Consider the following 25057-nt stretch of genomic DNA (forward strand, 5'->3'; position numbering starts at 1 on the left):
ACCGGCTGGCCGGACTGGAGCCCACCACCCTGGCGGTGATGCACGGTTCGAGTTTCACCGGCGATGCCGCCGGGGCGCTGCGCGATCTCGCGACGGTCTACGAACAGCGGATGTGATCACCGCCCGTGCCAGGCCGGGCGGACCGCGGCGGCCCGTACAGTCCGAGACGGGTGGCCGGCCGGCCGCGCGATCGAGGTGAGGAGAGAACCGATGGACGGGCATACGCCGCGAGACCGGGTCCGTAATCGCTGGGAGGAACTCACCGCTGCCGACCCGTCGCATTCGCAGTGGTACGTCCAGCGGTTCCGCACCCTGGCGGCCGAGGGGCACGATATCTTCGGCGAGGCCCGGCTGATCGACGCGATGCTGGGCCGGGGCGGACGAATCCTGGACGCCGGCTGTGGACCCGGACGACTGGGCGGCCATCTGCACAACGCGGGACATACCGTAATCGGCGTCGATCTCGATCCGGTACTCATCGCCGCCGCCGAGGCCGACTACCCCGGACCTGTATGGCTTGTGGGCGACCTCGCCGACCTCGATCTCCCCGGCCGCGGTATCGAGGCCGGTTTCGATGTGATCGTCTGCGCGGGCAATGTGATGACATTCCTGGCACCGGCCACCCGGGGCGCGGTCCTGGCCGGGTTCGCGCGCCATCTGGCACCGGGCGGCCGGGTGGTCACCGGATTCGGCGCGGGCCGCGGCTACGCCTTCGAGGAGTTCCGCGCCGACGCCACCGCCGCCGGTCTGGCCGCGGATCTGCTGTTGTCGACCTGGGATCTGCGCCCGTTCACCGAAACCTCGGACTTCCTGGTCGCGGTGCTGTCGCCCGAGCCGGACGCCTGACCGGCATTCCGCACTCGCCTTCCGAATAGAGCATTGCCGCTCTCATATGTAGTAGGTATGCTACAAATCATCGAAGGATGATTACTCGGGAGGCTCTCATGACTTCGAACGGCGACCCGGTTCTCGAGGTCGACGCCCTGCGCATGCGCTACGACACCACCGATGTACTCCGCGACGTGTCCTTCCGGGCCCGCCGCGGCGAGGTGCTGGTGATGCTGGGCCCCAACGGCGCGGGTAAGACCACCACCCTCGAGATCCTCGAGGGTTTCCGCGCCCGCTCCGCCGGCCGCGTGGCCGTTCTGGGCGTGGACCCCGAACACGGCGACGAACAGTGGCGCGCCCGCGTCGGGGTCGTCCTGCAGTCGTGGCGCGATCACGCCAAATGGCGGGTCCGCGAGCTGCTCGCCCATCTCGGGACCTTCTACCGGCCCTACTCCACCGAGCGGGTCCGCAAACCCTGGGATACCGCCGAACTCATCGAACTCGTCGGGCTGACCGCGCACGCGGACGCCGCGATCGCCACTCTCTCCGGAGGCCAGCGGCGTCGATTGGATGTGGCGATCGGCATCGTCGGACGACCGGAACTGCTGTTCATGGACGAGCCCACCGCCGGCTTCGATCCGGCGGCCCGCCGCGACTTCCATGATCTCGTGCATCGCCTCGCGGATCTCGAGAACACCACGATCCTGCTCACCACGCACGACCTCGACGAGGCCCAGAAGATCGCCGACCGGATCCTGATCCTGGCCGGTGGCCGGATCATCGCCGACGGATCACCCGACGAACTCTCACGATCGGTATCCGGTGACTCCGAGGTGCGCTGGACCGTAGGGGATCAGCGTTTCGTCCACACCACCACCGAATCGGCGAAATTCGTCCACGAACTGTTCGAGCAGTACGGCGACGGGGTCGGCGAACTCGAGGTCCGCCGCGCCTCCCTGGAGGACACCTATATGACACTCGTCCGCCGGCACGAGGCCGGCGAGACGGGCACCGAGATCAACACCCTCGCGGAGGTAAACCGATGAATGCCACCGCCCACGCCGTCCGGGCCGGTCTCACCCGCGGCCGGATCGAACTGCGCCAGATGTTCACCCACGCACCCGATCTGATCGGCCAGTTCCTCACCCCCGCCATCACCCTCGCCGTGCTGTACCTGCTCCGCGACCGCGAATACGGTGGCAGCGGGCTCTCCATCGCCGAGCTGGCGGTGCCCGGGCTGCTCGGGTCCATCATCGCCTTCAACGGTCTCTACAACCTCGCCAACGTCATGGTGCTCGACCGCGAGGACGGCACCGTCCTGCGCGCCAAGAGCGCCCCGCACGGAATCACCGGCTATTTCGTCGGCAAAACCCTCGCGTCCGCGGGTTCGGTCACGGCGCAGGTGCTGGTCGTCCTGCTGGTGGGTGCGCTGATCATCGGCGGGATGACACCGGATACGCCCTACGCCTGGGCGACCTTCGCGTGGGTTCTGTTGCTCGGCCTGCTCGCGGCCTTACCGGCCGGGGCGATCCTGGGTGCCGCACTCGACGGTGCGCGGGCCACGTTCCTGCTGTCGATGCCCCTGATGGGGCTGATCGCCATCTCGGGCATCTTCTATCCGATCACAGCGCTCCCGGCGTGGTTGCAGATCGTGGGTCAGGCGTTCCCGATGTACTGGGCCGGGCTCGGCATGCGCTCGGCGCTGCTACCGCCCGACGCGGTGCAGGTCGAGATCGGCGAATCCTGGAGGCACGCCGAGACCGTGGCGGTACTGGGCGCCTGGGCCGTCGCGGGGCTGCTCATCGCACCGGTAGTGTTGCGGCGCATGGCACGACACGAGTCCGGGTCACGAATGGCCGCGCGCCGCGAAAAGGCGATGCAACGTGCCTTCTGAGGTCATCTACAACCGCATCGCGATGCTGCGCGCCGAGCGCGGCATCTCGCGGCGGCAGCTGGCCGACGCGCTGGGCGTGCACTACCAGACCATCGGTTATCTCGAACGCGGGGAATACAGTCCCAGCCTGCACCTGGCGCTGCGGATCGCCGCGCATTTCGAAGTGGCGGTGGAGATCGTGTTCTCCACCGAACCTTTCCCGCGGCTGGGGTCGGGCGCGGAATCCGCCTGACCCGCGCCGGGCCGGACACGACACAAACAATCATTCGGCCCATTACCCGATCTCGCGGCGACCTGCCGTAATACTTGTCGCGTGCAGATTCCGACGATCGCTCGAAATCTAGTCGTACTCACTTTCGGCGTACTACTGTTCGGCAGCCTCACCGTGCTGTCCGGGACCGGTACGCCTCCGGCCGCCGCGGCACCCCTCTACCCGGCACCGGACCCCGATCCCTTTTATCGGGCACCCGCCGATATCTCGGATAAATCTCCGGGAGAAATACTCGAAACCCGGGTGATGCCGCCGCTGCCGATATTTCCCGGCACCACGGTGACCCTGGTGAAATTCCGGTCGAACAATTCCCGGGGCCTGCCGATCGCGGCCACCACCACGGTTCTGACTCCGCAGTGGCGCGCTCCGGACGGGCCGCTGCTGTCCTACCAGCACATCATCAACGGTCTCGGCGCCCAGTGCGCGGTCTCCCGGGTGCTGTACACCTCCGATCCGACACTGCAGGTCCGCGAGGCGGCCGCGCTCAACGCGGCACTGGCCCGCGGCTGGAGTGTGGCCCTGCCCGACCATCTGGGGCCGACCTTCGCCTACGGCGCGGCCCGGCTGGGCGGCCAGATCACCCTGGACAATATCCGCGCCGTCCGCGCGGCCGGGCTCGGATTACAGAACAGCCGGGTCGCCATGGCGGGATACTCCGGTGGCGGCATGGCCACGGCGTGGGCGGCCGCGCTCGCCCCGCGGTACGCACCCGAACTCGATATCGCCGGCGCCGCGACCGGCGGTGTCCCGATGAATCTGGTGCGCATGCTCGAAGCGGTCAACACCGATCCGCATCCGGCATTCGGATTGATCATGGCGGCCGGAATAGGCCTGGAACGCGAATATCCCGATCGCTTCCCCATCAGTGACTCCATGAATGTGCGCGGTCTCAATGCCCGGAATACCGTCGCCAACGGCTGCACGAACGAGATACTGGCCGCCGGGGCGGGCCGGAGCATCGTGGAATACGCGAGCAGTATGTCGATGGTGACCGATCCCGACGCCCGTGCCGTCGTCGAGGAGAACAGCCTCGAGTTCTTCGACGGTATCCCGAATATGCCGATCATCGAATGGCATTCGGCCTCCGACCCCTTGATTCCGGTGGATTCCATCGTGCGGACGAACCGGCGATATTGCGCGGCCGGGGTTCCGGTTCAGGCGGAGAACACGCTCTCCCCGGAACACCTCTCCGCGGCCGTACTCGGCGTTCCGCAGGTCCTGATCTGGCTGGAAGGCCGTTTCCGTGGTGATCCCGCACCGTCCAACTGCTGAGCGGACGGCGCGGGCGCCGCGCTACCACTCCACGTTGATCGGTCCGGGACTCCACAGGCCGGAACGGGTTTCCCGGCCGACCTCCGGAACTCCCGGACGCGCGCCGGTGTCGATGGGGGTCAGCCGCTGGAGCTGACCCCAATCGTGGCTCCAATCGTCCTTCAGGTACGTGGCCAGTGTCTCCGAACGCAACAGCTGCCGGCTCCAGCCGAGCGGACCACCGCCGTCGTGGCTCTGCCACAGATTGGTGGCATTGGCCAGGGGCCGATCGGGCAGGATGCGCCAGTCCGGCGCCTGGGCGATGCCGTGATTGTGATCGAAGGGCCGCTGGCACGGGAACTGCAGGCCCACCGCCCAGTCCAGCAGGACAGGACTGTCGGATCCCAGCAGGTCGTCGACCGTGCGGGTCTGCGGGATCCGCGGCGGGGTCAGCGCCATCCACTGCTGCGGATCGAGTGTCTTGTCCGTGGCCACGATCCGCACCACATCGGCTCGATCCGGGATCTGGTCCAGCGGGACCCGCAGGTTCCGCCACGACGGCGTGGGCCCGATATCGATCGGCATCACCGTCCCGAGTGACTGCGCGGTGGCCGGCGAATCCGCGACGCCGTATTCGATATCCACCGGCTGTCCCGGCATCACCGAACCGTCCTGCGTCACCGCCCGGAACCGGCCCGCCGCGGTGAGAGCGAGAATGCCGGCCCGGTCGGCGGGAGCGGGCAGGCGGTACCAGCCGGTGGTCAACTCGGCCGATTCCTGCTGTCCGGCGGTGCCCAGCACGGGAGTGTCGGGAGCCAGACCGAACGGCAGCGGATCGCCACCGGTCTGGGTGCCGGTACCGGTCGTCGCGGAATCCTTCAGCGCGGCCGAGATGCTGTCGTCCTCGTCGTCGGCCCCCTCCTTGTCGTCGTCGGAGGTGACATTGCCGACGCCGCCGGGTACGAACCCGGTCGCGTCCGCGGCGAAGGTAGCGGCGGGGGCACCCGCCAGCGGGGTCAGCATCGAGGCGTTCGGATCGGTTTCGACCAGCACGTCCTCGGCCAGGCCGCACGGCTTTCCGAGGACGGCGTCGATATTGGAGCGCGCCAGCGAGAACGCCGGGTACTGGGTGGCCGCCGCGGTGGCGAACGACCCGACCTGGAAGATCACGATCAGCGCCGCGGCCACCGTCAGCGGAGGAACCTTGATCAACCGCCAGGATCGCGGCGACACCCGGTGCGGGGTGCCCGGATCCGGCGCTCGTACATGCCACCACGCGGCCAGCGCCAGGCACAGTACGGAAACGGTCAGGAAGATCTGGCTCAGGCCCACGCCGGCGATCTCCGGTGGGGTGTTCCACCACGGAATCCCGTGGCCGGAGGCGTAGAACCATTTGTTGACGCCGGTGAAGATCTGCGCCAGCGCGATGGCGACGATGGCGGCGAACAGTGCCCGGTATCGCGGGGCCCGCATCACCTTCGGGCCCACGGCGACCGCTGTCACGACCGCGACCGCGCCCGCCAGGCCGGCGAACACACCGTTGTGGTGGGTGAATTTCGTGGGCACGGTCGCCATCAGCAGCATGGCCCCGAAGGTGATGCCCAGCAGGCGTTTGGCCGGACCCGAGGCCACGAACGGCATCCGCCCGCCCTTGCGCAGGATCACGAACGCGCACACCAGCAGGCCGAGCCACATCGCGACCACGCCGAACCGGCGGCCGATCGAACCATCGGCGGTGGGTGTGAACAGGCGCTGATAGGCGAGGTAGTCGTCGTACCACGGCACGGCCGGGCCGACCGCGTTGTGCACCCGCGTCATCTCGAACATCGCCGACAGCGGCTGGACGCCGAAGGCGAAAACGAGTACGAGGGTCCCCGCAGCGGCCAGCGGCGCCAGCAGCGCCCCATACACGGGCAACCGGACGGTCCAGGGGCTCGGGCCGCCCCGGGCCGCAATGATCTCTTGCGCGCGCCGCACCCCGAACCGCACCACCGACCGCGCACCCGCCAGCAGCGGCGCCAGGCAGATCACCCCGGACGGCGCCGCCGTGAGACTGAAGGCCGCGATCAGGATGGCGACGGCATAGGGCAGCAGACGTTCGGTCGCGATCGCCCGCTCCACGAAACACCAGGTGAGCAGGACGGCGGCCGCGATGATCGGTTCCGGTCGCAGCCCGTTGTTATAGGGCAGCCAGATCGCCAGGAATCCCAGGGCGCCCGTCGCCACCACCACCCTGTCGTGACGCAGCCGGATCCCGAGCCTGGGTATCACCTCGCGGCTCAACGCCAGCCAGGTGAGAACGGCCGCCAGCAGCGTGGGCAACCGCATCCACGGGCTGGCGGTACTGATCTCGGTCATATGGGCGATCACGTCATAGGGCGGGGTACCGACCGGGTTCTCCGGGACACCGAAGAACCGGAAGTAGTTCGCCATATATCCGGACACCAGCGAGGTGCGGGCCATCCCGAACTGGTAGCCGTCGTCGGAGGTCGTCGATCCGATGAAATGCCACAGCACCAGCGTCCCCAGCACCAGGCCGTCGATCACCGAGAAGGTGCGCCAGCGGTGCGGTAGCAGGCAGCGCAGCCCGCCGCGGCCCGATTGGTCCAGCCGGTACAGCGCTGCGAGCGCGACCACGGCCAGCACGACGGCCAGTACGGTCGCACCCCGTTTCAGCGGTGTCGGCTCGACCGAGAACCGGCTGTCGACCTCGACACTCACCGAAGCACCGCCGGAACCGCGCAGATCGCTGAACACCCCGACCACCTGCGGCCGGAAGTCACCACCCAGCACCACCGGTTCGATACTCGTGCCGGTGAGTTCGGCGGTGGTCGAGGTGTTGTCGGAGTGCACGGTCAAGGCGGCGCCGCCGAGCGCGTCCAGCGGCACGCTGAAAACGGATTGACTGCGCAGTACCACCTCGAGCCGCGCGGGCTCCCGGCCCGGGCCCGGCTGGACCCGGGCGACGAAACCGTACTTCTCCAGGTCGGGCGCATCCGCCGGCATGGTCGCCACGGCCTGGCCGCCGCGTTCGGCCAGCGACTGCAGGGCCACCGCGGGAACCGTCGCGTCGAAGGTCCGCGGCGCGTAGGACATCAGCGGCGCGGTGATACTGCCGGTCGAGCCGTTCTGCGGCCAGGTCAGCGTGGTCTTGTCCACCTGCACCGGCAGCAGCGGCACAGCGACGGCCAGCAGCGTCGCGAACAGGCCACCGACCAGGGCGACCCACCCCGCCCATCGCCCGCTCCCGGGCCTGCCGGCCCGGGGTTGCTCGCCCGCGGGCGAGTCGTCCGCTCTCACCATCGTGTCCGTCACGGGGGGCGATAGTATCGTGACGGATTTGTAACGGGAGAATTCGGGCGCGATATACCGGGGCGGGCCACTTCGGCGAATACTTCCGCAATCCCTCTACCTGCATGAATACGCGATATCCACATATCACCCGGGCGGCAGGGCCGCCGCTATCCCCCGAAGACCCGGCCGGATTTCCGATATCGGCCGCCGTTTCGGAGCGCGGATCGGACTCGTCGCCCGGCAATTCATTTCGATGCGACGTGCGGCCAGCAAATACGATATTTCGCGGACCCACTTGCACATCGGGCAATTATTCGGCAAATATGATGCGGCTCGCCGCCGCTCCGGCTTCGCAACCCGCGGAAAGTTATCTGTCCGGGCACTCGGGCCGGATCCACGCTCGGCACCGCCGGAAGCGTCACCACACCGAGGCCCGTGCGAAAACGCGCACGCAGCGTGGATGTCTCGCAGATTCCTTGCCTTCCGAGCCCGCAGCAGCCGAGACCGGACGGGCGGCCACGCCTCCGATACGCCGACCGCAATCGCCGAGCAGGATTGAGATCCCTCCGGATTGGGTAATCTACCGGCCGAGAATTTATCGACCGGATAATAATCGAGTGGTGATATGACAGCTAACCGCGCGGTGCTCGATCAACCGCGCACTGCTCGACGCCGATCACGGCCCGATCCGGTAGTAAACCTCACGACCGCGGTGATCGGTATCCTATTTTCCTGCTATCGGCACCGCATCGTGCCACCGAAGCCGGTGCGGGCGCCCCGTGAACAGGAGATCGTTCGGTGAATTCCCGCCGCCGCCCGCCGGCGAATCGGTAACCCCGGAATCATGGCTTCCGAGAAGGAGCGCGAACCGGCGGGCGCGTATTCACGTCCGGCTGCCGCGCCTCGGAATGCCGCGCCGCAATACCGCACGCACACCGGCGCGGATTCGCGTGAAGCGCGACTCGGGTGCCACGGCATCGGGCGCCTCCTCGGCCGCCGCCTGCGCGAACCGCGCGTGCAACTGTTCGCGGACCTGCTCCGGTGTGTAGGCGCGACGGCGACGCTCGCCCCGCACCACCACCACGCCGGTGGCCACCACGCCGGCCGCGCCCGCCAATCCGAGTACCTTCCACCACCTCATACGCATAGGCTACGTTCCATGGCGGGTGCGGGCATCGATCTCGATCGGGCTGTCGAGATCACCAGAACGGGCGATATCTGGCTGTTCCGTGGACATTCCACGGCCGACCGGATGATCCGGATGACGACGAACAGCCCGGTCAACCATGTGGGGATGTCGGTGGTGATCGATGATCTGCCGGCACTGATCTGGCACGCGGAACTCGGCCGGTCGCTGCCCGATATGTGGTCGGGTACCGCGCACCGCGGCGCCCAGCTGCACAACCTGCGGGACGCGGTTCTGGTGTGGGCCAACAGATACGGGCAGCAGGCCTGGTTACGCCAGCTCGATCCGCCGGCCACGGCCACCATGGAGGACGGGGCACTGCGCACCGTCGCCCGCCTCGACGGCACCCCGTTCCCCTCCACCGCCACCCTCGCCGGACGCTGGTTCCGCGGCCGGGTCCGGTTGCCGCGCCGTCATTCCCGGCCGCCGGCGGCGCGCGAGGTGGAGAACGCCTACTGCGCGGAGATCGTGGCGGCGACCTATCAGGCGATGGGGCTGCTCTCGCAGAACCGCGATCCCGACTGGTACGACCCGGGCCGGTTCTGGAGCGGCGACCGGCTGCGTCTCGACGGCGGCCATACCCTCAGCGGCGAGATCGCGGTCCGTATACCGGCCGAACCGGAGTCGTAACCGGGCCATCCGCGCACGGCGGCCACCCGATTCCGGCCACCGGGCCCGCGTAACTCGCCCGCGGCCGGCACCGTCCCCGCGAAACCCCGGCAGCCCGGCCGCGCAACCGGCGCGCGGTCACGAGAAAGCGCAGGCCAGAGACGTGAAATCCATCGGCGAGCGAGCGTAACCGGACGTTTACGCCCGATCCTTGCCGCGTAACCGGCACCGGTCGCACCCTTCGGTTATGCGCCACACCGCCGGACACCGCGAGCATCTGGACCCCGCCGCGGCGGCACGCGAGGGCCCGATCTTCCGGGACCAGGTCCGCCGCCTGCTACCGACCTCGGCACAACTGACGGCCCGCCGGCTGCGTGATCTGCTCCGGGCGGAGTTACGCGCCGGCGCGTTCGGATCCGGGCGGCTACCCGGCGAATCCGAACTCATGTCCCGGCACCGGGCCTCCCGCGACAGCGTCCGCGCCGCCCTGGACCTCCTGCGCCGCGACGGCCTGATCGAACGGCGGCGCGGCCTGGGCACGGTACCGATCCGGGATGACCACGTCGTGGCCGGCGCGCTACCACCCCGGGCCGCTCGCTCGAACAGTATCTGGCACTCGGCCGGCTCACGACCCGGCTGCTGCACTGGGCGTGGGTGCCCGCGCCGCCGGTGATCGCCGCGCGCCTCACCGGCGTCACGGCCGGGGCCGACTGCCTCTGTATCGAATACGTCCTGCTGCTCGACGAACGGCCGATCTCGGTGTTCACCAACTATCTGCGGGCCGCCGAGGCCGGCGGCGTGGACCAGCCCGCCTTCCGCGACGACTTCTACACCCTGCTGCACACCGGCGGTATCGATATCACCGGATTCGATGTCGGTGTCCAGGCCGGCGCCGCCGACGACTGCGCGGCCGCCCTCCTGCACGTCCTGCCGGGCGAACCCGTACTGCTGGTCGAGCAGACAATCCGGGATCGGACCGGGGCCGCCGTCGACTACGCGCTCGGCACCTGCCGGGGCGAGATCCAGCTCGCCATCGGCGGCATCCCCCGGATCGATATCACCGCCGCCACCGTGACGCAGCCCTGACCGCCCCGGCCGGACCGCCGATTCACCCCGAGAGAACGAGAACCCCATGACCACCGCTGCCCCCACCGGCACACTGCCGACCCTCACCGCCGCCGCACAGGCGCTACGGAACCGGGACATCACCGCCACCGAACTCGTCGAACGCTCCCTCGCCGCGGCCGATACCGCCGACGAGGCGATCGGGGTATACCTCACCCGGTTCGACGACCCTGCCCGGGCGGCCGCCGCCCGGGCCGACGAGAAGATCGCTGCGGGCCTGCCGCTCGGGCCGCTCGAGGGTATCCCGCTGGGCATCAAGGATATTCTCGCGCATTCGCGCGGACCCACGACCGCCCAGAGCCTCGTGCTGGATCCCGCCTGGGGCGCGGCCACCGGCGACTGCGCCGTGGTCCGCCGGCTGGAGCGGGCCGGGGCCATCGTCACCGGCAAGACCACCACCATGGAATTCGCCATCGGCGCACCCGACCCGGGCAAACCGTTCCCGGTACCGCGCAACGCCTGGGACACCACCCGCTGGGCCGGCGGCTCCAGCTCCGGGTCGGGAAGCGGGGTCGCCGCCGGAATGTTCTGTGCCGCCATCGGCACCGATACCGCGGGCAGCATCCGCATCCCCGCGGCGTTCAACGGAATCACCGGCCTCAAACCGACCTTCGGCCGGGTACCGAAGTCCGGGGTGGTGCCCCTCGGCTACACCCTGGACCATATCGGCCCGATGGCCCGCACCGCCGCCGATTGCGCGGTCGTCCTCACCGTGATGTCCGGATACGACCCCGCCGACCCCTACAGCTCATCGGCGCCGATCGACGACTACGCCGGAGCGCTCACCGGTGACCTGCGGGGAGTCACCATCGGCGTGGACGATCTGGACCGGTACGCCACCGGCGGTATCGACCCCGCGCAACCCGGCCTGTTCACCGCGGCCGTCGCCGCGTTGCGCGAGGCCGGGGCGCGGATCGTGCCCGTCCAACTGCCCATGTACCAGGAACTGACCGCCATCGATATCGTGGTCATGCTCGCCGAGGCGCACGCCTACCACCGGGAGGATCTGCACACCCGCTGGGCCGATTACGGCCGGCCGACTCGGATCATCCTCGCGGGCGGAGCCGCCGTGAGCGGGCCCGATTATGTCCAGGCGCAGCGGGTCCGGCGGATCGCCCGACAGCGGATGGCGGAACTGTTCGGCATCGTGGATCTGATCGTCACCCCCACCGGCCATCTCGGCGCCCCCGCCCTCGCCGAGATGGATCCCCTGGACCCGCTGGGCGTGCTGCCGTCCCTGCATACGCCGTACTGGAACCCACTCGGCAATCCGACGCTGGCGGTTCCCATCGGATTGTCCGGCGCGGGCACCCCGCTGTCGATGTCGATCTCGGGTGCCCCGTTCGCCGAGGCCGCGGTACTGCGGGCCGGCGACGCCTTCCAGCGCCACACCGACCACCACGACCACAAGCCGGGCACCGCCCGCACCGGAGGACACCGATGAGCATCACCGAGCCGCGCGGCTGGACCGACGATCCCGAGGAGGCGGCGGCGGTCGAGGCCATGAACCGAGTCGTCGCCGAGATGGCGCAGGCGCTCTACACCTGCCCCGACGCGCGCTACACCGACCCGAGCGGCGGACACCGGATCGAGGCGGTGGATCGGATCGGGTGGTGATCGCGGCTGCCGGACCCGCCGCTCTCCCCGGCCCGGCAGCCGCGGCGACACCGCACGGCACCGGCCGGTGTACACCGGCCGGGAGCATGTGCGGCGGTAGGCTGAGCAGCACCGTGACCAGGCAGTGGGCGGTACTCCGCGACGTTGCGGCGCCGCGGCGTCACAGCCGCCGCGGATAGCGGCCCCGGTCGCCGGCTCCCCGTTCACACCGCCGTGACGGGGCCGCCGGAGCCCTCGCCGGAGGCCGGCCACGCATGATACGCGCCAGTAGCACCCGTACGCCGTGCAATTCTGCGGAGTGAGGGTGCACACTACCCAGAGCGAGAGCCGCAACCGGCTCGCCCGTCGACCGGGCCCGCACATAGGAGAGGAAGGAGACGGGCGAGTGTTCAGCCGTATCGCCATCGTGAACCGAGGTGAGGCGGCGATGCGCCTCATCCACGCTGTCCGGGATCTCGCGGCGGAGACCGCACGTCCCATCGAAACCGTCGCGCTGCACACCGATGTCGACCGCAACGCCACGTTCGTGCGTGAGGCCGATATCGCCTACGACCTCGGACCCGCGTCCGCGCGCCCCTACCTTGATCTCAAAGCGCTGGAGAAGGCGCTGGTCGCGACCGGCGCCGACGCCGCCTGGGTCGGCTGGGGATTCGTCGCGGAGGATCCGGCGTTCGCCGAGCTGTGCGCGCAGATCGGGGTGACCTTCATCGGACCCGACGCCGAGGCGATGCGCAAACTCGGTGACAAGATCGGCGCGAAGCTGATCGCCGAGGAGGTCGGCGTACCCGTGGCGCCGTGGAGCCGCGGCGCCGTCGAGACCGTGGATGCCGCCGTCGCCGCCGCCGCGGAGATCGGCTACCCGCTGATGCTGAAGGCGACCGCCGGTGGCGGCGGCCGCGGTATCCGGGTCATCACGAACGAGGCCGAGCTGGTCGACGCCTACGAGCGCACCAGCCAGGAGGCGGCCCGCGCGTTCGGCAGCGGCATCGTCTTCCTGGAGCGTCTGGTCACCGGCGCCCGGCATGTCGAGGTCCAGGTCATCGCCGACGGGCAGGGCACCGCCTGGGCGCTGGGCGTGCGTGACTGCTCTGTGCAGCGCCGCAACCAGAAGGTCATCGAGGAATCGGCGTCGCCGGTGCTCGCGCCCGAGCAGGTCGACGACCTCAAGGCCTCCGCCGAGCGCTTGGCGATAGCGGTCGGCTATCGCGGTGCGGCGACGGTGGAGTTCCTCTACCACCCCGGTGATCGGCTGTTCGCCTTCCTCGAGGTCAACACCCGCCTGCAGGTCGAGCATCCCATCACCGAATCGACCACCGGGTTCGACCTGGTCCGCGCCCAGCTGCACGTGGCCTCCGGCGGCCGGCTCGAGGGCGAGCCGCCCGCCGAACGCGGGCATGCCATCGAAGCGCGCCTCAACGCCGAGGACCCCGATCGCGATTTCGCCCCCGCCCCGGGCCGTATCGCACTGCTGGACCTGCCGGCCGGGCCGGGGATCCGGGTCGATACCGGCGTCAGCCAGGGCGACACCATTCCCGCCGATTTCGACTCCATGATCGCCAAGATCATCGCCTACGGCCGTGACCGGGACGAGGCGCTGGGCCGGCTGCGCCGGGCCGTCGCGCAGACCCGCGTCATCATCGAGGGCGGCGCCACCAACAAGAGCTTCGTGCTCGACCTGCTGAACCAGCCCGAGGTCATCGACGCGAGCGCCGATACCGGCTGGATCGACCGCGTCCGCGGCGAAGGCCGCCTGGTCTCCCACCAGCACACCGCCATCGCCCTGGCCGCCGCCGCCATCGACGCCTACGAGGAAGAGGAGCACGTCGAACAGCAGCGGCTGCTGTCCACCGCCTCCGGCGGCCGGCCGCAGGTGCAGCACCAGAGCGGCCGGCCCCTCGACCTCAAACTGCGCGGTGCGGGCTACCGGGTGCGGGTCGCCCGGATCGGCGCGCACCGCTTCCGGATCGGGATCGAAGCGGCCGGCGATATCCGTACCGCCGATGTCGATCTGGAGCGTTTCGATCGGCACACCGGCCAGATCGTGGTCAACGGCATCCGGTACCGCCTGGTCACCGGCACCCACGGACCGATCCATCTCGTCGATGTCGAAGGCATCACCCACCGGGTCAGCCGGGACGAGGGCGGCGTGGTCCGCTCCCCCGCCCCCGCCCTGGTGGTCGCGACTCCGCTGGAGGTCGGCGCCGAGGTCGAGGCGGGCGCGCCAGTGCTGGTGCTGGAGAGCATGAAGATGGAAACGGTGCTGCGCGCGCCTTTCCGGGCCCGGCTCAAGGAATGCGCCGTATCCGTCGGCACCCAGGTCGAGACCGGTGCGCCGCTGCTGCGGCTGGAACCGCTCGCCGAGGAGGGCGCGGAGGACGACGCCGGAGCCGCCACCACCACCGTCGAGCTGGATCTGCCCACCGAATCCGATCTGCCGCAGCCGCATCAGCGGATGAGCCGCGGTCAGCAGGACCTGCGCAGTCTGCTGCTGGGATTCGACGTCGACCCGCACGACGACCGCCGGGTGCTCGACGACTACCTCGCGGCCCGCCGCGCGGCCGTGGCCGACAACCGCCGCCCGCTGGCCGAAGAACTCGAGCTGGTGCAGGTCTTCGCCGATCTGGCCGAGCTGAGCCACAACCGTTCGCCGGAGGACGATCCCGCCCCGGGGCATGTCCACAGCGCCCGCGAATACTTCCACACCTATCTGCAGAGTCTCGACGCCGACCGGGCCGGGCTGCCGGAGTCCTATCGGGCGAAGCTCGCCCAGGCCCTGGGCCACTACGGGGTCACCGAACTGGACCGCACCGCCGACCTCGAGGCCGCGGTGTTCCGGATCTTCCTGGCCCAGCAGCGGCCCGCCGATACCGTCGAGGTCATCTCGGCGCTGCTGCGCGAATGGCTCGCCGAGCCGATGCCGGACCGGGTCCTGCGCGAACCCGTCGGCCTGGCACTCGAACGGCTCGTGGCCGCCACCCAGGTGCGGTTCCCGGTGATCGCCGACCTCACCCGCGGCCTGGTGTTCGCCTGGTACGGGCAGCCGGTACTGCGCCGCAACCGGGCCCGCGCCTACACCGACGCGCGCAAACATCTCAGCCACCTCGACGCGCATCCGGACGCGGCCGACCGGACCGACCGGATCGCGGAGATGGTGAGCGCCACCGAACCGCTGGTGCGCCTGCTCGGTCAGCGGCTCTCCCGCGGCTCGGTGGACAACACCGTGATGCTGGAGGTGCTGACCCGCCGCTACTACGGCAACAAGGACCTCACCAACGTCCGCACCCGCGAGGCGGGCGGCGCCACCTTCGTGGTCGCCGACCGCAAGGGTGTGAGTCTGGTGTCGGCGGCCGTGAGTTTCGATTCCCTCACCGGCGTGGTGAGCGGCCTCGCCGAACTGTCGACCGGTTCGGCCTCCATCGAGGCCGATATCTACGTGTCCTGGGAGAACCAGCCCGAGGACTTCGAAGCCATGGCGGCGGCCCTGCAGGAGGCGCTCAACGCGCAGCCGGTACCCAACCAGGTGCACCGGATCACCGCCACTGTCGCCGGCAGCGACAACGCGGTCATGCACCACCACTTCACCTTCCGCCCGTCCAGCACCGGCCTCGACGAGGAACGTCTCATCCGCGGCCTGCACCCCTACATCGCGCAGCGGATGCAGATGAAGCGGTTGCACAAATTCGATCTCACCCAGCTGCCGTCCTCGGACAACGAGGAGGTGTACCTGTTCCGGTGTGTGGCCAAGGAGAATCCCGCCGACGAGCGGCTCGTGGCCTTCGCCCAGGTCCGCGATCTGACCGCGCTGCGCGATCACGACGGGCGCCTGGTCACCCTGCCGACCGCCGAATCCACGATCGCCACCTGCCTGGACTCCATCCGCCGGGCGCAGTCGGGGCGGCCCTCGTCCAAGCGGCTGCAGACCAACCGCATCGTCATGTACGTGTGGCCGCCGATCGATATCACCCGCGCCGAACTCGAGGCGATCGTCGAGCGGGTCCGCCCCACCACCACCGGCGCCGGGCTGGAGGAGATCCTGCTGATCGCCCGCCAGCGCGACGCCCGGACCGGCGATCTGGTCAAACTGGCCCTGCGGATCTCCTTCGACGCCACCGGCGGCACCGAACTGATCGTCGGCGAACGGTCCGACGATCCGGTCGAGCCGCTGGACGCCTACCGGCAGAAGGTCCTGCGGGCCAGCAGCCGCAATACGGTCTACCCCTACGAGCTGACCGGTCTGCTCGGCGAATTCGCCGAATACGACCTCGACGCCGACCACACCCTGGTGCCGGTGGACCGGCCGAAGGGCCGCAATACCGCCGCCATGGTCGCCGGTGTCGTCACCACCGCGACCGAACGCCATCCCGAAGGTGTCACCCGGGTGGTGCTGCTCGGCGATCCGACGAAATCGCTGGGCGCGCTCTCGGAGCCGGAATGCCGGCGGGTGATCGCCGCCCTGGATCTGGCCGAGAAGCTGCGGGTTCCGCTCGAGTGGTACGCGCTGTCCTCCGGCGCCCGGATCTCCATGACCTCCGGCACCGAGAACATGGACTGGGTAGCGGCCGCGCTCAAGCGCATCGTCGAGTTCACCCAGGACGGCGGCGAGATCAATATCGTGGTCGCGGGTATCAATGTCGGTGCGCAGCCGTACTGGAACGCCGAGGCGACGATGCTCATGCACACCAAGGGCATTCTCGTCATGACCCCGGACTCGGCCATGGTGCTCACCGGTAAGCAGGCCCTGGACTTCTCCGGTGGCGTCTCGGCCGAGGACAACTTCGGTATCGGCGGCTACGACCGGGTGATGGGCCCCAACGGGCAGGCGCAGTACTGGGCGCCGAACCTGCATGCGGCCCGGGCCGTGCTCATGTCGCACTACGACCACACCTATATCGTTCCGGGCGAGGACGGCCCGCGGCGGGCGCGCACCACCGACCCGGTGGACCGCGATATCTCCGATTTCCCGCATGTCATGGCGGACAGCGATTTCACCACGGTCGGCGAGATCTTCTCCGCCACCGCCAACCCGGATCGCAAGAAGCCGTTCGATATCCGCACGGTGATGCGCGCTGTCGCCGACCAGGACCACGAGGTGCTGGAACGCTGGGCGGGCATGGCCGATGCCGAGACCTCGGTGGTCCAGGACGTGCACCTGGGCGGTATCCCGGTATGCCTGCTGGGTATCGAATCGCGCGGCGTGCCGCGGCGCGGTTTCCCGGCCACCGACGGTCCCGACACCTACACCGCGGGCACCCTGTTCCCGCGCTCGTCGAAGAAGGCCGCGCGGGCCATCAACGCGGCCAGCGGCAACCGGCCGCTGGTGGTGCTGGCGAACCTGTCCGGTTTCGACGGCTCACCGGAGTCGATGCGCAAACTCCAGCTGGAGTACGGCGCCGAGATCGGTCGCGCGATCGTGAACTTCCAGGGCCCCATCGTGTTCACCGTGATCTCGCGGTATCACGGCGGCGCCTTCGTGGTGTTCTCGAAGACACTGAACCCGAATATGACCGTGCTGGCCTTGGAGGGCTCGTTCGCCTCGGTGCTCGGCGGCGCGCCGGCGGCCGCGGTGGTGTTCGCCGGCGAGGTCGACAAACGCACCGCGACCGACCCGCGGGTCCGCGATCTCGAGACCCGCGCCGCGAACGCGTCCGGCACCGATCGCGCGACGCTCACCGCGGAGCTGGACGAGCTCCGGTCCTCGGTCCGCACCGAGAAACTCGGTGAGGTCGCCGCGGAATTCGACCGCGTGCACGATATCCACCGTGCGGTCGAGGTCGGTTCGGTCGACGCGGTGATCCGCGCCGCCGAACTGCGGCCGCGCATCATCGAGGCCATCGAGGCCAATCTGGCGAAGTAGCGCGAGTCCGGCCGCGGTGAGCAGGCCGGGAACGGGCGGGGCAGCCGATGATCGCTGCCCCGCCCGTTCGCATTTCCGGTATTCGGTGTCCGTCCGGGCGGATTGATTCCCGTTCGGATGAATAGTCACGTGAGATCGGGTATCCGGCACCTGTCAGGCAGCCACACTTCTCTGGAGGTGCACCATGCCCGCGCTCACCACGATGTTCGACCATGCTCCCCGGACCCGCTCCACCGATCCCGGAACACCGGCTTCCGGGCGGATGCTGGTCGGGTTCTGGATCGTGTCGATCGCACTCATCAGTCTGCTGCTGGCTCTGCTCTGAGCCGTGCGGCACCGGCACCCGGGTCGATTCGCTTCCGCGTGAGCGCAATACTCGCGACCCGGGTGCCGGCCACCTACTGTCGCGCCATGACCAGCGGCACCACCTCACTCAACGACATCACCGAGGCCACCGCGGAAGCGGTGCGCGACAACCCGTCCGGCGCCGCCGTGGTGTTCCGCGCCACCGGTACCCCGCACGGCACGGTGGGCAGCACCGTCACCGCGGGTCTGCACCGTCTCGCGGTGGACGAGCCCCCGGCCCTCGGCGGCGAGGACACCGCGCCCAATCCGGTCGAGGTCTATCTCGGCGCGTTGATCTCCTGCCAGATCGTCACCTACCGTTTCTGGGCCGAACGGCTGGGGATCGCGGTCGACGACCTATCGGTCGACGCCGAGGGTGATCTCGACGTGCGAGGGTTCTTCGGCCTGGACGAGCAGGTCCGCGCGGGTTTCCAGGCGGTTCGGGTGCGTGTCCGGATCACCGGGCCGGAAAGCCCGCAGCGATATGCCGAGCTGCAGCGCGCCGTGGACGCCCACTGCCCCGTACTGGATCTCACCACCGGGACGACCCCCGTACACACCACGCTGGAAACCAGCTGACCCGCGCCCCTTGCGATAGCGCGCCCGGCGGATCATGCTCTCCTCCTTGTCTTTCGTCATCGGTCCGGCGGCCTACAGTTCAGATAGTTGGATGCGCATATCTCAGTATCTTGATCTCGAAAGCCGTTCAGCCCGCCCGAAGTCGTTCTCCCACCACGCCTTCGGACTCCGGTGCCGCGCATACCGGGATCGCCGACCGTACGCATACCTACACTGCTCTTATGTTGGATCCCCTGAGCCTCGCCGTCGGAGCGGGCCTCCTCGGCGTCGGATGGGCCGCCGGCCGATTCGGGCAGCGTGGCCGCCGGACGGCCCGTAAGCAACTCACCGCCCGCTGCGGTTGCGGCCACGATCTCGCGTTGCACGACCGGGAGACCGGGACCTGCCATGCCGAGAGCTCCCGGCGGGGTACGCACGGCCTGCGGGAATGGGTCACCTGCCCCTGCCGCCGCTATACCGGCCCGACCCCGCTGGAAGACGTGTTCGCCTCGCCGATACTGCCGCCCGAGTCCTGACCCGCGCTACGCGGGCACCGACCCGTCCCGCGTTCCGGTCTCGATCCCGGTATCGCCGGGCAGACCGGCGAGCGTCACGACCTCGTGCAGATGATGCACCCCGGGCGCCAGATCCGCGGCGGCGCGGACAGCCGCGACAGCGAGTTGCGCGGTCGCCCGCGACTGACCGCGGCCCCGGGCCCAGGCCTCGTGCCCGGATTCCGTACGGGCCAGCACGATCCATTCGTCGCTGCCGGGCAGCGGCAGCCCCCGCGGCATCCGGCCGGCCCCGGGGATCCAGGTGGCCGATGCCAGCGCCAGCGTCGCCGCACGCGAATCCAGCGCGAAGTAGGTCCGGACGTCGACGCCCCACTCCCGGGTGAGAATGTGCTGATCGGCGAAATCGGCCCGGAACATCCGCCGGCGCCGATGGCCGGGCAATACGAAACCGCGGGGCCGGGTGAAGTTCCGCACGGATTCACCACCGGCCCGGAAGTGGCGGCCGAGCAGTCCGTACGTCCACTCGGTCGCGGCGGCGCCGTGGTGCTCCCCCGCCCCCAGCAGGACCGCGATATCGATCGGCCCCGGCGACCGCTCGTGCACCGCCGCGGCGAGCAGCGTGGTGAGTCCGGGTGCCAGACCCACGCTCAGCAGTACCGGGGCCGCGGGCGCCGAGGCCTCCAGCCGCGCGGTGTATTCGGTGGAGGCGGTGATATCCACGAACGCGCGGCCGCGTTCGGCAGCCGCCAGTACCGGGCGCGGATCTTCGGCCCCGGCGGCATTGACGACGATATCGGCGTCCGCCAGTGCGGCCCGGTACGCGTGCAGTCCCGGTTCGTGGAGGTCGACGGTCACCTCGGCGCGATCCGGATCACGCCCGGCGACCCGCACCTCGATCCCGTCGGCCCGGAGCAGATCGACCAGATGCCGCCCCACCGCGCCGTATCCGCCGAGCACCAGCACTCTCATCGGACCCTCCCTCTCCTGTGCCCCGACCGTACCCGGATGCCCGGGGTACGTCGATCACCGAATCCGGCCGGCCGATCCGGATGCGCGGCGCCGGTTCCGGGGACCGGCCAGATCACTGGGCCCCGGCGCGGCCGTGACCCGATCCTCCTCGGTCACCAGCCATTGTCCGCACACACAACGCCAATAACGGACCACTCCGTGTGCGGACACCAGACCCGGCGCGGGCCAGGAGCAGGACAGGCAGACGATGCTCATACCCCGAGTCTGGTGTAATGGTTCTATGCATTTCAACCCTTACGGCGGCGCGGCGGCCGAACTGGCGGCCCGGTTGGTCAACGCCCCCGCGGGCCACGACCCCGCGGCACTTCTGACGGACGCCGGATACAAACCGGTGGGCACCGTCGACGCCCGGCAGGCCGCGGAACTGCGGCGCTGGGCGGCCCGCCTCGACGAGATCTTCCGCGCTCCCGGAGTCGAGCCGATCAACGCGCTACTGGCCGAAACCACCAGCCGCCCCTACATCTCGACCCACGACGGCCGGGCGCCGCATCTGCACTACGCCGCCGAGGACGCGCCGATCGACGAACGGGTCAAGGCCTATACGGCCGCCGGGCTGGCCGAACTGTTCTGCGAGGCGCCGCACCGGATCGGCCGGTGCCGTCGTGAGCAGTGTCCGCGGGTGTTCGTGGACACCTCACGCAACGGGCGGCGTCGCTTCTGTTCCGATCGCTGCGCGAACCGGGTCAATGTGGCCCGCCATCGCGCCAGATCCGCGTCACCGGCCTGAGCCGGGCCGGCTCACGACCCCGGAACGGCCTCCAGGATGTTCTCCGGCGACAGCGTGGGCGTACAGGAGATCAGCCTGAAACCCGCGCGGGCGAGCAACTCCCGGTACTGCGCCTCGGTCCGCTCCCGCCCGCCGGTGTTGACCAGCATTTCGAGATCGATGTAGTTGCCGGGATGCGGGCGATCGTGTTCGGGGAGCACCAATTCGATCAGCAGCAGGCGGGCCGCCGGACTCATGGCCGCGCGTACCGTCCGCAGGATGCGCACGGCCCGGTCGTCGGGCCAATCGTGCAGGATGTGCTTGAGCAGGTAGGCGTCCGCGCCCGCGGGAACGCTGTCGAAGAACGATCCCGCGACCACCCCGCACCGTCCACCCGGCCCCGCCTCGGGCATCCGCTCGGGCGCCCCGGCGACCACCTCCGGCAGGTCGAACAGCACACCCCGGCAACCGGGCACCCGCCGCAGGATCGCCGACAGCAACGCGCCCCGGCCACCGCCGATATCGACGACGCTGCGGTAGCGGGCGAAATCGTGCGCGGCCAGCACCGGCTCCTGTCCGAGCCCGTCGATACTCACCATCGCGCGTTCGAACATCTCACCGAGCGCGCGATCGTCGCGGATCCGGGTGAAGAAGGTATCGGCGGGTATCGCCGGGCGGCCGGTGCGCACCGCGTCCGCCAGATGGGTCCACCGGTCCCGGTGTTCGGCGGAGCCGTAGAACAGCACCGCGTCCCGCAGCGAGACGGGCGCGTCGGCCCGCAGCGCCTGCGCCGGCGGAGTGAGCGCGTAGCGCCCGTCACGGCGCCGGATGAAGATCCCGTGCCCGGCCAGCAACCGCAGCAGGCGATGCAGCGCGTCCTCGTCGGCGCCGACGGCATCGGCCAGATCCGCGCCGTCGCGGGGCCCTTCGGCGAGCGCGCCCGCGATATCGAGGACCGCGGCCGCGTGGATCGCCTGGGCCAGCCAGCCCGCGGCCATCATCTCGAGTAGCGCGAAATGCCCGGGCGCCATCCGGCGATGCAGTACGGGCAGCGCGTCGCGAATCCGTGCCACCGCGCGGACCACGGCCCGCGGCGGCGATTTCCGTGGATCGGCGAGCATCACGACCTCTCTCGTGGACCGGTGTCTCCGAGAGACTACGGCCGGAGCCGGGCACCGCCGCGCAACCAGCTGCCGTGTCGGTTCGGCGGCAGCCGCGACGGGCGCGGGCCGCGGTCAGCCCAGGATGAGGGGCACGATGCGGGTGCGCGCGAAGCCCGCCAGCTGACTCTCGGAGTCCAGGTCGAGGGCGCCGACCGGTTGCAGGATCAAGGAGTGCACCAGTCGCGCCGCGATCTCGACCCGTGTGGTCAGATCGGGGATCGCCGCGAGGTGGCGCTGCCGTAACGCCGCGTCCAGCAGCGCGGCGGTCGTGGAGATGGCCATGGTGAAGAAGGCCCCGCCCTCGGTGGTGATCTGCGGCAGCAACCGGCCCGGTTCGAGTGCCATCACCCGGTTGACGAGCCGGTGGGTCCGCCAGCGCGTGATCACGGTGACGAACAGATCGGCGACCACCGCGGCGATATCTTCGTGGCGGGCGGGGATGGCCTGCAACTCGGCCAGCAGATCGCCCACTTCCCGGGCCGTGACCGCGCGGACCAGATCCTCACGGGACCCGATCCGCCGGTAGATGGTGGCACGGTCGACCGAGGCCCGCCGGGCGATATCGCCGATGGTCGTCTTCTTCACGCCGATTTCCTCGAACTGGGTACGCGCCGCGTCGAGGATGCGGGTATCGATTCCGTCGGCGGCCGGGTGTTCTTTCGAGGTGGAGGCGGGTGCGGACACGGGACCACGCTAGCAGCGATCGAGCCTTCTGCAACAAATTGGAAGAAATCGTTGCGACAACATTGCTATGCAATCTGTTGCATTGTACGGTTCTCGGTATGGCTGATGACAGTGCAGCGCCGCGCTCCTATCGGGACGAAGCCCACGCGATCCACGCCCGCGATGTGCATTTCGACTTCTCGACCGTCCCTATGCACTACATCCCCGGGGAGGTGCTCGCCACCCATGTCACGAACGTGATGCATCTGGTGCTACCCGAGGGCGAGCGCGCGATGGCGACCTGCCTCGCCGAAGCCCTGCCGTTCATCGACGACGAACGCCTGCGCGAAGAGGTCACCGGCTTCATCGGGCAGGAATCGATGCACGCCGGCAGCCACGAGGGCGCCCGCGACCACCTGCAGACCATCGGCCTGGACGTGCAGTCCTACGTCGAGAAGGTCGCCTGGCTCGTCGACCGGGTCCTCGGCGACCACGGGCTGACCGGCCGGGCGCGGGAGGAATGGCTGAAGGAACGCCTCGGCCTCTTCGCCGGAATGGAACACTTCACCGCCGTCATCGGCGAATGGCTGCTCGAATCGGATGTACTCGAAGAACTCGGTATGCATCCGACGATGCTGGACCTGGTGCGCTGGCACGGCGCCGAGGAGGTGGAACACCGCAGCGTGGTCTTCGACGCCTATATGCACGTCGACGGCGGGTACGCCCGCCGGATGCGGACCGGCCTGCTGGCCAGCGGACTGCTGCTGCCGCTGTTCGTGTTCTCCACCGCGTACATGTACCGCAAGGACCCGAGCCCGGCCAAGGGCCGGTTCTGGGGCCAGCAGTTCGTCAGCGCGACCCTGCGCGGCGTGATCCCCAGCTTCACCACGTTCTTCACCGAGATGCCGCGCTATCTGCGGCCCGGGTTCCACCCCTCCCAGCTGGGGTCGATGGACAACGCCCTGCGCTATCTCGCGCACTCCCCCGCGACCCGCTCATGATGACCCGCGAGCCCGCCGCGCCCGCGAGCCTGCGCCTGCTCGGTCTCGCCATGGACGCCTACAAGATGGTGTTCACCAATCCGGCGCTGTCGCCGCCGCGTCCGGTGCGGCGCAACGGTTTCGATTTCGAGGCGCGGATCGAATCGGTACGCGAGGAAGCCGCCGACGTCGTCTCGCTCACCCTGACCCGCCCGGACGGCGGACAGCTCCCGTCCTGGAAACCGGGCTCCCACCTGGACGTATTCCTGCCGTCCGGCCGGCAGCGGCAGTATTCGCTGTGCGGTGACCCCCGGGAGCGGTTCCGGTACCGGATCGCGGTGCGCCGGATCGCCGACGGTGACGGCGGATCGCTCGAGGTCCACGGACTGGAGCCCGGTACGACCCTGCGGGTGCGCGGACCGCGCAACGCCTTCACCTATGTCGATTCCGCCCCGTCGTACCTGTTCGTGGCGGCGGGAATCGGGATCACCCCGATCCTGCCGATGGCGCGCGCGGCGGGCGACCGCGGGCGCCTGGTGTATCTCGGCCGGTCCCGTGCGACCATGCCGTTCCTCGGCGAGCTCCCCGCGACCACCGAGATCCGGGCCGACGACGAGGCCGGTACACCCGATATCCCCGCGATACTGGCCACCGCCGCGCCCGGGGCGGCCGTGTACGTCTGCGGGCCGCCGCCGGTCCTCGAGGCCGCCCAGCGCTCCCTGTTCGCGCTCAACCCCTCCGGATCGCTGCACACCGAACGGTTCTCGGCCCCGCCGGTGCTCGACGGCCGTGAATTCGACGTGACCCTGGCCAGATCCGGCCGCCGGGTGCGGGTGGGCGCCACCGAGACTACCCTGCAGGCCGTCCGGCGGGAACTGCCGGATGTGGTGTTCTCCTGCCGTCAGGGGTTCTGCGGTACCTGCCGGACCCGGGTGCTGTCCGGGGAGGTCGACCACCGCGATCGCACCCTCACCGCCGACGAACGTCCCGGTCACATGCTCACCTGCGTCTCCCGCGCCGCGGGCGAGTCGCTGGTTCTCGATCTCTGAAGCGAAAGGCATACCGCCTCATGGGCACACGTTTCCCGCTCGGCACCGCCGACGACACCTTCCTCGACACCGCCGCGCACCGCTACACCCACGTCGTCGATATCGCGGCGCCCACCGATG

23 protein-coding genes are annotated in these 25057 nt (G+C 69.6%); 17 read left to right on the plus strand and 6 right to left on the minus strand.

Annotation, left to right across the window (positions count from 1 at the left end; all coding sequences use genetic code 11):
- Window positions 1-210 precede the first annotated feature (210 nt).
- The 5 genes from ACWDU1_RS09290 to ACWDU1_RS09310 all read left to right on the plus strand — a co-directional run bounded on the left by ACWDU1_RS09290 (window position 211) and on the right by ACWDU1_RS09310 (window position 4265).
- Window positions 211-846 (plus strand): class I SAM-dependent methyltransferase, encoded by a 636-nt coding sequence (locus tag ACWDU1_RS09290; protein WP_449997025.1) that lies wholly within the window; start codon window positions 211-213, stop codon window positions 844-846.
- Window positions 847-944: 98 nt separating this feature from the next.
- The gene (locus tag ACWDU1_RS09295; RefSeq protein WP_449997026.1) at window positions 945-1874 is read left to right on the plus strand and encodes an ABC transporter ATP-binding protein; all 930 of its coding nucleotides are present in this window, start codon (window positions 945-947) and stop codon (window positions 1872-1874) included.
- Window positions 1871-2722, plus strand: coding sequence for an ABC transporter permease (locus tag ACWDU1_RS09300; RefSeq protein WP_449997027.1), 852 nt, complete (start codon window positions 1871-1873; stop codon window positions 2720-2722). The genes ACWDU1_RS09295 and ACWDU1_RS09300 overlap by 4 nt, the downstream gene beginning before the upstream one ends.
- Window positions 2712-2954 (plus strand): helix-turn-helix transcriptional regulator, encoded by a 243-nt coding sequence (locus ACWDU1_RS09305; protein ID WP_449997029.1) that lies wholly within the window; start codon window positions 2712-2714, stop codon window positions 2952-2954. The genes ACWDU1_RS09300 and ACWDU1_RS09305 overlap by 11 nt, the downstream gene beginning before the upstream one ends.
- Before the next feature lie 135 nt (window positions 2955-3089).
- A complete protein-coding gene (locus tag ACWDU1_RS09310; protein WP_449997061.1) occupies window positions 3090-4265 on the plus strand; it encodes a lipase family protein in 1176 nt (391 codons plus the stop codon).
- Between the two features lie 21 nt (window positions 4266-4286).
- On the opposite strand, the gene ACWDU1_RS09315 is transcribed toward ACWDU1_RS09310, so the two are convergent.
- On the minus strand, window positions 4287-7547 hold the full coding sequence (locus ACWDU1_RS09315) for an arabinosyltransferase domain-containing protein (RefSeq protein WP_449997063.1): 3261 nt from the start codon (window positions 7545-7547) through the stop codon (window positions 4287-4289).
- Window positions 7548-8421: 874 nt separating this feature from the next.
- Window positions 8422-8679, minus strand: coding sequence for a hypothetical protein (locus ACWDU1_RS09320; protein WP_449997031.1), 258 nt, complete (start codon window positions 8677-8679; stop codon window positions 8422-8424).
- Between the two features lie 18 nt (window positions 8680-8697).
- Here ACWDU1_RS09320 and ACWDU1_RS09325 point away from each other — a divergent pair, with 18 nt between their 5' ends.
- The 9 genes from ACWDU1_RS09325 to ACWDU1_RS09365 all read left to right on the plus strand — a co-directional run bounded on the left by ACWDU1_RS09325 (window position 8698) and on the right by ACWDU1_RS09365 (window position 19368).
- Window positions 8698-9354 (plus strand): hypothetical protein, encoded by a 657-nt coding sequence (locus ACWDU1_RS09325; RefSeq protein WP_449997033.1) that lies wholly within the window; start codon window positions 8698-8700, stop codon window positions 9352-9354.
- Window positions 9355-9580: 226 nt separating this feature from the next.
- Entirely contained in the window at window positions 9581-10006 is a 426-nt protein-coding gene (locus ACWDU1_RS09330) for a GntR family transcriptional regulator (RefSeq protein WP_449997034.1), read from the plus strand.
- A complete protein-coding gene (locus tag ACWDU1_RS09335; RefSeq protein WP_449997035.1) occupies window positions 9988-10419 on the plus strand; it encodes a UTRA domain-containing protein in 432 nt (143 codons plus the stop codon). Before ACWDU1_RS09330 ends, ACWDU1_RS09335 begins: the two co-directional genes overlap by 19 nt.
- 46 nt (window positions 10420-10465) lie before the next feature.
- The gene (locus ACWDU1_RS09340) at window positions 10466-11902 is read left to right on the plus strand and encodes an amidase (RefSeq protein WP_449997037.1); all 1437 of its coding nucleotides are present in this window, start codon (window positions 10466-10468) and stop codon (window positions 11900-11902) included.
- The gene (locus ACWDU1_RS09345; RefSeq protein ID WP_449997038.1) at window positions 11899-12075 is read left to right on the plus strand and encodes a hypothetical protein; all 177 of its coding nucleotides are present in this window, start codon (window positions 11899-11901) and stop codon (window positions 12073-12075) included. Before ACWDU1_RS09340 ends, ACWDU1_RS09345 begins: the two co-directional genes overlap by 4 nt.
- A 385-nt stretch (window positions 12076-12460) precedes the next feature.
- Window positions 12461-17929, plus strand: a complete 5469-nt coding sequence (locus ACWDU1_RS09350; protein ID WP_449997040.1) for an ATP-binding protein — start codon at window positions 12461-12463, stop codon at window positions 17927-17929.
- A gap of 184 nt (window positions 17930-18113) precedes the next feature.
- Complete coding sequence (locus ACWDU1_RS09355) at window positions 18114-18254, plus strand: hypothetical protein (RefSeq protein ID WP_449997042.1); 141 nt, start codon at window positions 18114-18116, stop codon at window positions 18252-18254.
- Between the two features lie 86 nt (window positions 18255-18340).
- Window positions 18341-18853: an OsmC family protein gene (locus tag ACWDU1_RS09360; protein ID WP_449997044.1), complete on the plus strand. Its 513-nt coding sequence runs from the start codon at window positions 18341-18343 to the stop codon at window positions 18851-18853.
- A gap of 221 nt (window positions 18854-19074) precedes the next feature.
- A complete protein-coding gene (locus tag ACWDU1_RS09365) occupies window positions 19075-19368 on the plus strand; it encodes a hypothetical protein (RefSeq protein ID WP_449997046.1) in 294 nt (97 codons plus the stop codon).
- A gap of 6 nt (window positions 19369-19374) precedes the next feature.
- Here the strand turns inward: ACWDU1_RS09365 and ACWDU1_RS09370 are convergent, their stop codons facing one another.
- On the minus strand, window positions 19375-20316 hold the full coding sequence (locus ACWDU1_RS09370; protein WP_449997048.1) for an SDR family oxidoreductase: 942 nt from the start codon (window positions 20314-20316) through the stop codon (window positions 19375-19377).
- A gap of 54 nt (window positions 20317-20370) precedes the next feature.
- Complete coding sequence (locus tag ACWDU1_RS09375) at window positions 20371-20571, minus strand: hypothetical protein (protein WP_449997049.1); 201 nt, start codon at window positions 20569-20571, stop codon at window positions 20371-20373.
- A 25-nt stretch (window positions 20572-20596) separates the two neighbouring features.
- Between ACWDU1_RS09375 and ACWDU1_RS09380 the strand changes: the two genes are divergently transcribed.
- Window positions 20597-21103, plus strand: coding sequence for a CGNR zinc finger domain-containing protein (locus ACWDU1_RS09380; RefSeq protein ID WP_449997051.1), 507 nt, complete (start codon window positions 20597-20599; stop codon window positions 21101-21103).
- An 11-nt stretch (window positions 21104-21114) separates the two neighbouring features.
- On the opposite strand, the gene ACWDU1_RS09385 is transcribed toward ACWDU1_RS09380, so the two are convergent.
- Both ACWDU1_RS09385 and ACWDU1_RS09390 read right to left on the minus strand, forming a co-directional pair.
- A complete protein-coding gene (locus ACWDU1_RS09385) occupies window positions 21115-22203 on the minus strand; it encodes a methyltransferase (protein WP_449997053.1) in 1089 nt (362 codons plus the stop codon).
- A 114-nt stretch (window positions 22204-22317) separates the two neighbouring features.
- The gene (locus tag ACWDU1_RS09390) at window positions 22318-22929 is read right to left on the minus strand and encodes a TetR/AcrR family transcriptional regulator (protein WP_449997055.1); all 612 of its coding nucleotides are present in this window, start codon (window positions 22927-22929) and stop codon (window positions 22318-22320) included.
- 98 nt (window positions 22930-23027) lie between these two features.
- Here ACWDU1_RS09390 and ACWDU1_RS09395 point away from each other — a divergent pair, with 98 nt between their 5' ends.
- The gene (locus tag ACWDU1_RS09395; RefSeq protein ID WP_449997057.1) at window positions 23028-23909 is read left to right on the plus strand and encodes a metal-dependent hydrolase; all 882 of its coding nucleotides are present in this window, start codon (window positions 23028-23030) and stop codon (window positions 23907-23909) included.
- Window positions 23909-24937 (plus strand): PDR/VanB family oxidoreductase, encoded by a 1029-nt coding sequence (locus ACWDU1_RS09400; RefSeq protein ID WP_449997059.1) that lies wholly within the window; start codon window positions 23909-23911, stop codon window positions 24935-24937. The genes ACWDU1_RS09395 and ACWDU1_RS09400 overlap by 1 nt, the downstream gene beginning before the upstream one ends.
- Window positions 24938-25057 lie beyond the last annotated feature (120 nt).

It is taken from the genome of Nocardia sp. NPDC003345 (assembly GCF_053589395.1).

Excerpts from the sequence above, each read along its gene's own strand:
- ACWDU1_RS09290 (WP_449997025.1), top strand. The coding sequence starts at position 211 with ATGGACGGGCATACGCCGCGAGACCGGGTCCGTAATCGCTGGGAGGAA.
- ACWDU1_RS09295 (WP_449997026.1), top strand. The coding sequence starts at position 945 with ATGACTTCGAACGGCGACCCGGTTCTCGAGGTCGACGCCCTGCGCATG.
- ACWDU1_RS09300 (WP_449997027.1), top strand. The coding sequence starts at position 1,871 with ATGAATGCCACCGCCCACGCCGTCCGGGCCGGTCTCACCCGCGGCCGG.
- ACWDU1_RS09315 (WP_449997063.1), bottom strand. The coding sequence starts at position 7,547 with ATGGTGAGAGCGGACGACTCGCCCGCGGGCGAGCAACCCCGGGCCGGC.
- ACWDU1_RS09320 (WP_449997031.1), bottom strand. The coding sequence starts at position 8,679 with ATGAGGTGGTGGAAGGTACTCGGATTGGCGGGCGCGGCCGGCGTGGTG.
- ACWDU1_RS09325 (WP_449997033.1), top strand. The coding sequence starts at position 8,698 with ATGGCGGGTGCGGGCATCGATCTCGATCGGGCTGTCGAGATCACCAGA.
- ACWDU1_RS09330 (WP_449997034.1), top strand. The coding sequence starts at position 9,581 with ATGCGCCACACCGCCGGACACCGCGAGCATCTGGACCCCGCCGCGGCG.
- ACWDU1_RS09340 (WP_449997037.1), top strand. The coding sequence starts at position 10,466 with ATGACCACCGCTGCCCCCACCGGCACACTGCCGACCCTCACCGCCGCC.
- ACWDU1_RS09345 (WP_449997038.1), top strand. The coding sequence starts at position 11,899 with ATGAGCATCACCGAGCCGCGCGGCTGGACCGACGATCCCGAGGAGGCG.
- ACWDU1_RS09355 (WP_449997042.1), top strand. The coding sequence starts at position 18,114 with ATGCCCGCGCTCACCACGATGTTCGACCATGCTCCCCGGACCCGCTCC.
- ACWDU1_RS09360 (WP_449997044.1), top strand. The coding sequence starts at position 18,341 with ATGACCAGCGGCACCACCTCACTCAACGACATCACCGAGGCCACCGCG.
- ACWDU1_RS09365 (WP_449997046.1), top strand. The coding sequence starts at position 19,075 with ATGTTGGATCCCCTGAGCCTCGCCGTCGGAGCGGGCCTCCTCGGCGTC.
- ACWDU1_RS09370 (WP_449997048.1), bottom strand. The coding sequence starts at position 20,316 with ATGAGAGTGCTGGTGCTCGGCGGATACGGCGCGGTGGGGCGGCATCTG.
- ACWDU1_RS09375 (WP_449997049.1), bottom strand. The coding sequence starts at position 20,571 with ATGAGCATCGTCTGCCTGTCCTGCTCCTGGCCCGCGCCGGGTCTGGTG.
- ACWDU1_RS09380 (WP_449997051.1), top strand. The coding sequence starts at position 20,597 with ATGCATTTCAACCCTTACGGCGGCGCGGCGGCCGAACTGGCGGCCCGG.
- ACWDU1_RS09385 (WP_449997053.1), bottom strand. The coding sequence starts at position 22,203 with ATGCTCGCCGATCCACGGAAATCGCCGCCGCGGGCCGTGGTCCGCGCG.
- ACWDU1_RS09395 (WP_449997057.1), top strand. The coding sequence starts at position 23,028 with ATGGCTGATGACAGTGCAGCGCCGCGCTCCTATCGGGACGAAGCCCAC.
- ACWDU1_RS09400 (WP_449997059.1), top strand. The coding sequence starts at position 23,909 with ATGACCCGCGAGCCCGCCGCGCCCGCGAGCCTGCGCCTGCTCGGTCTC.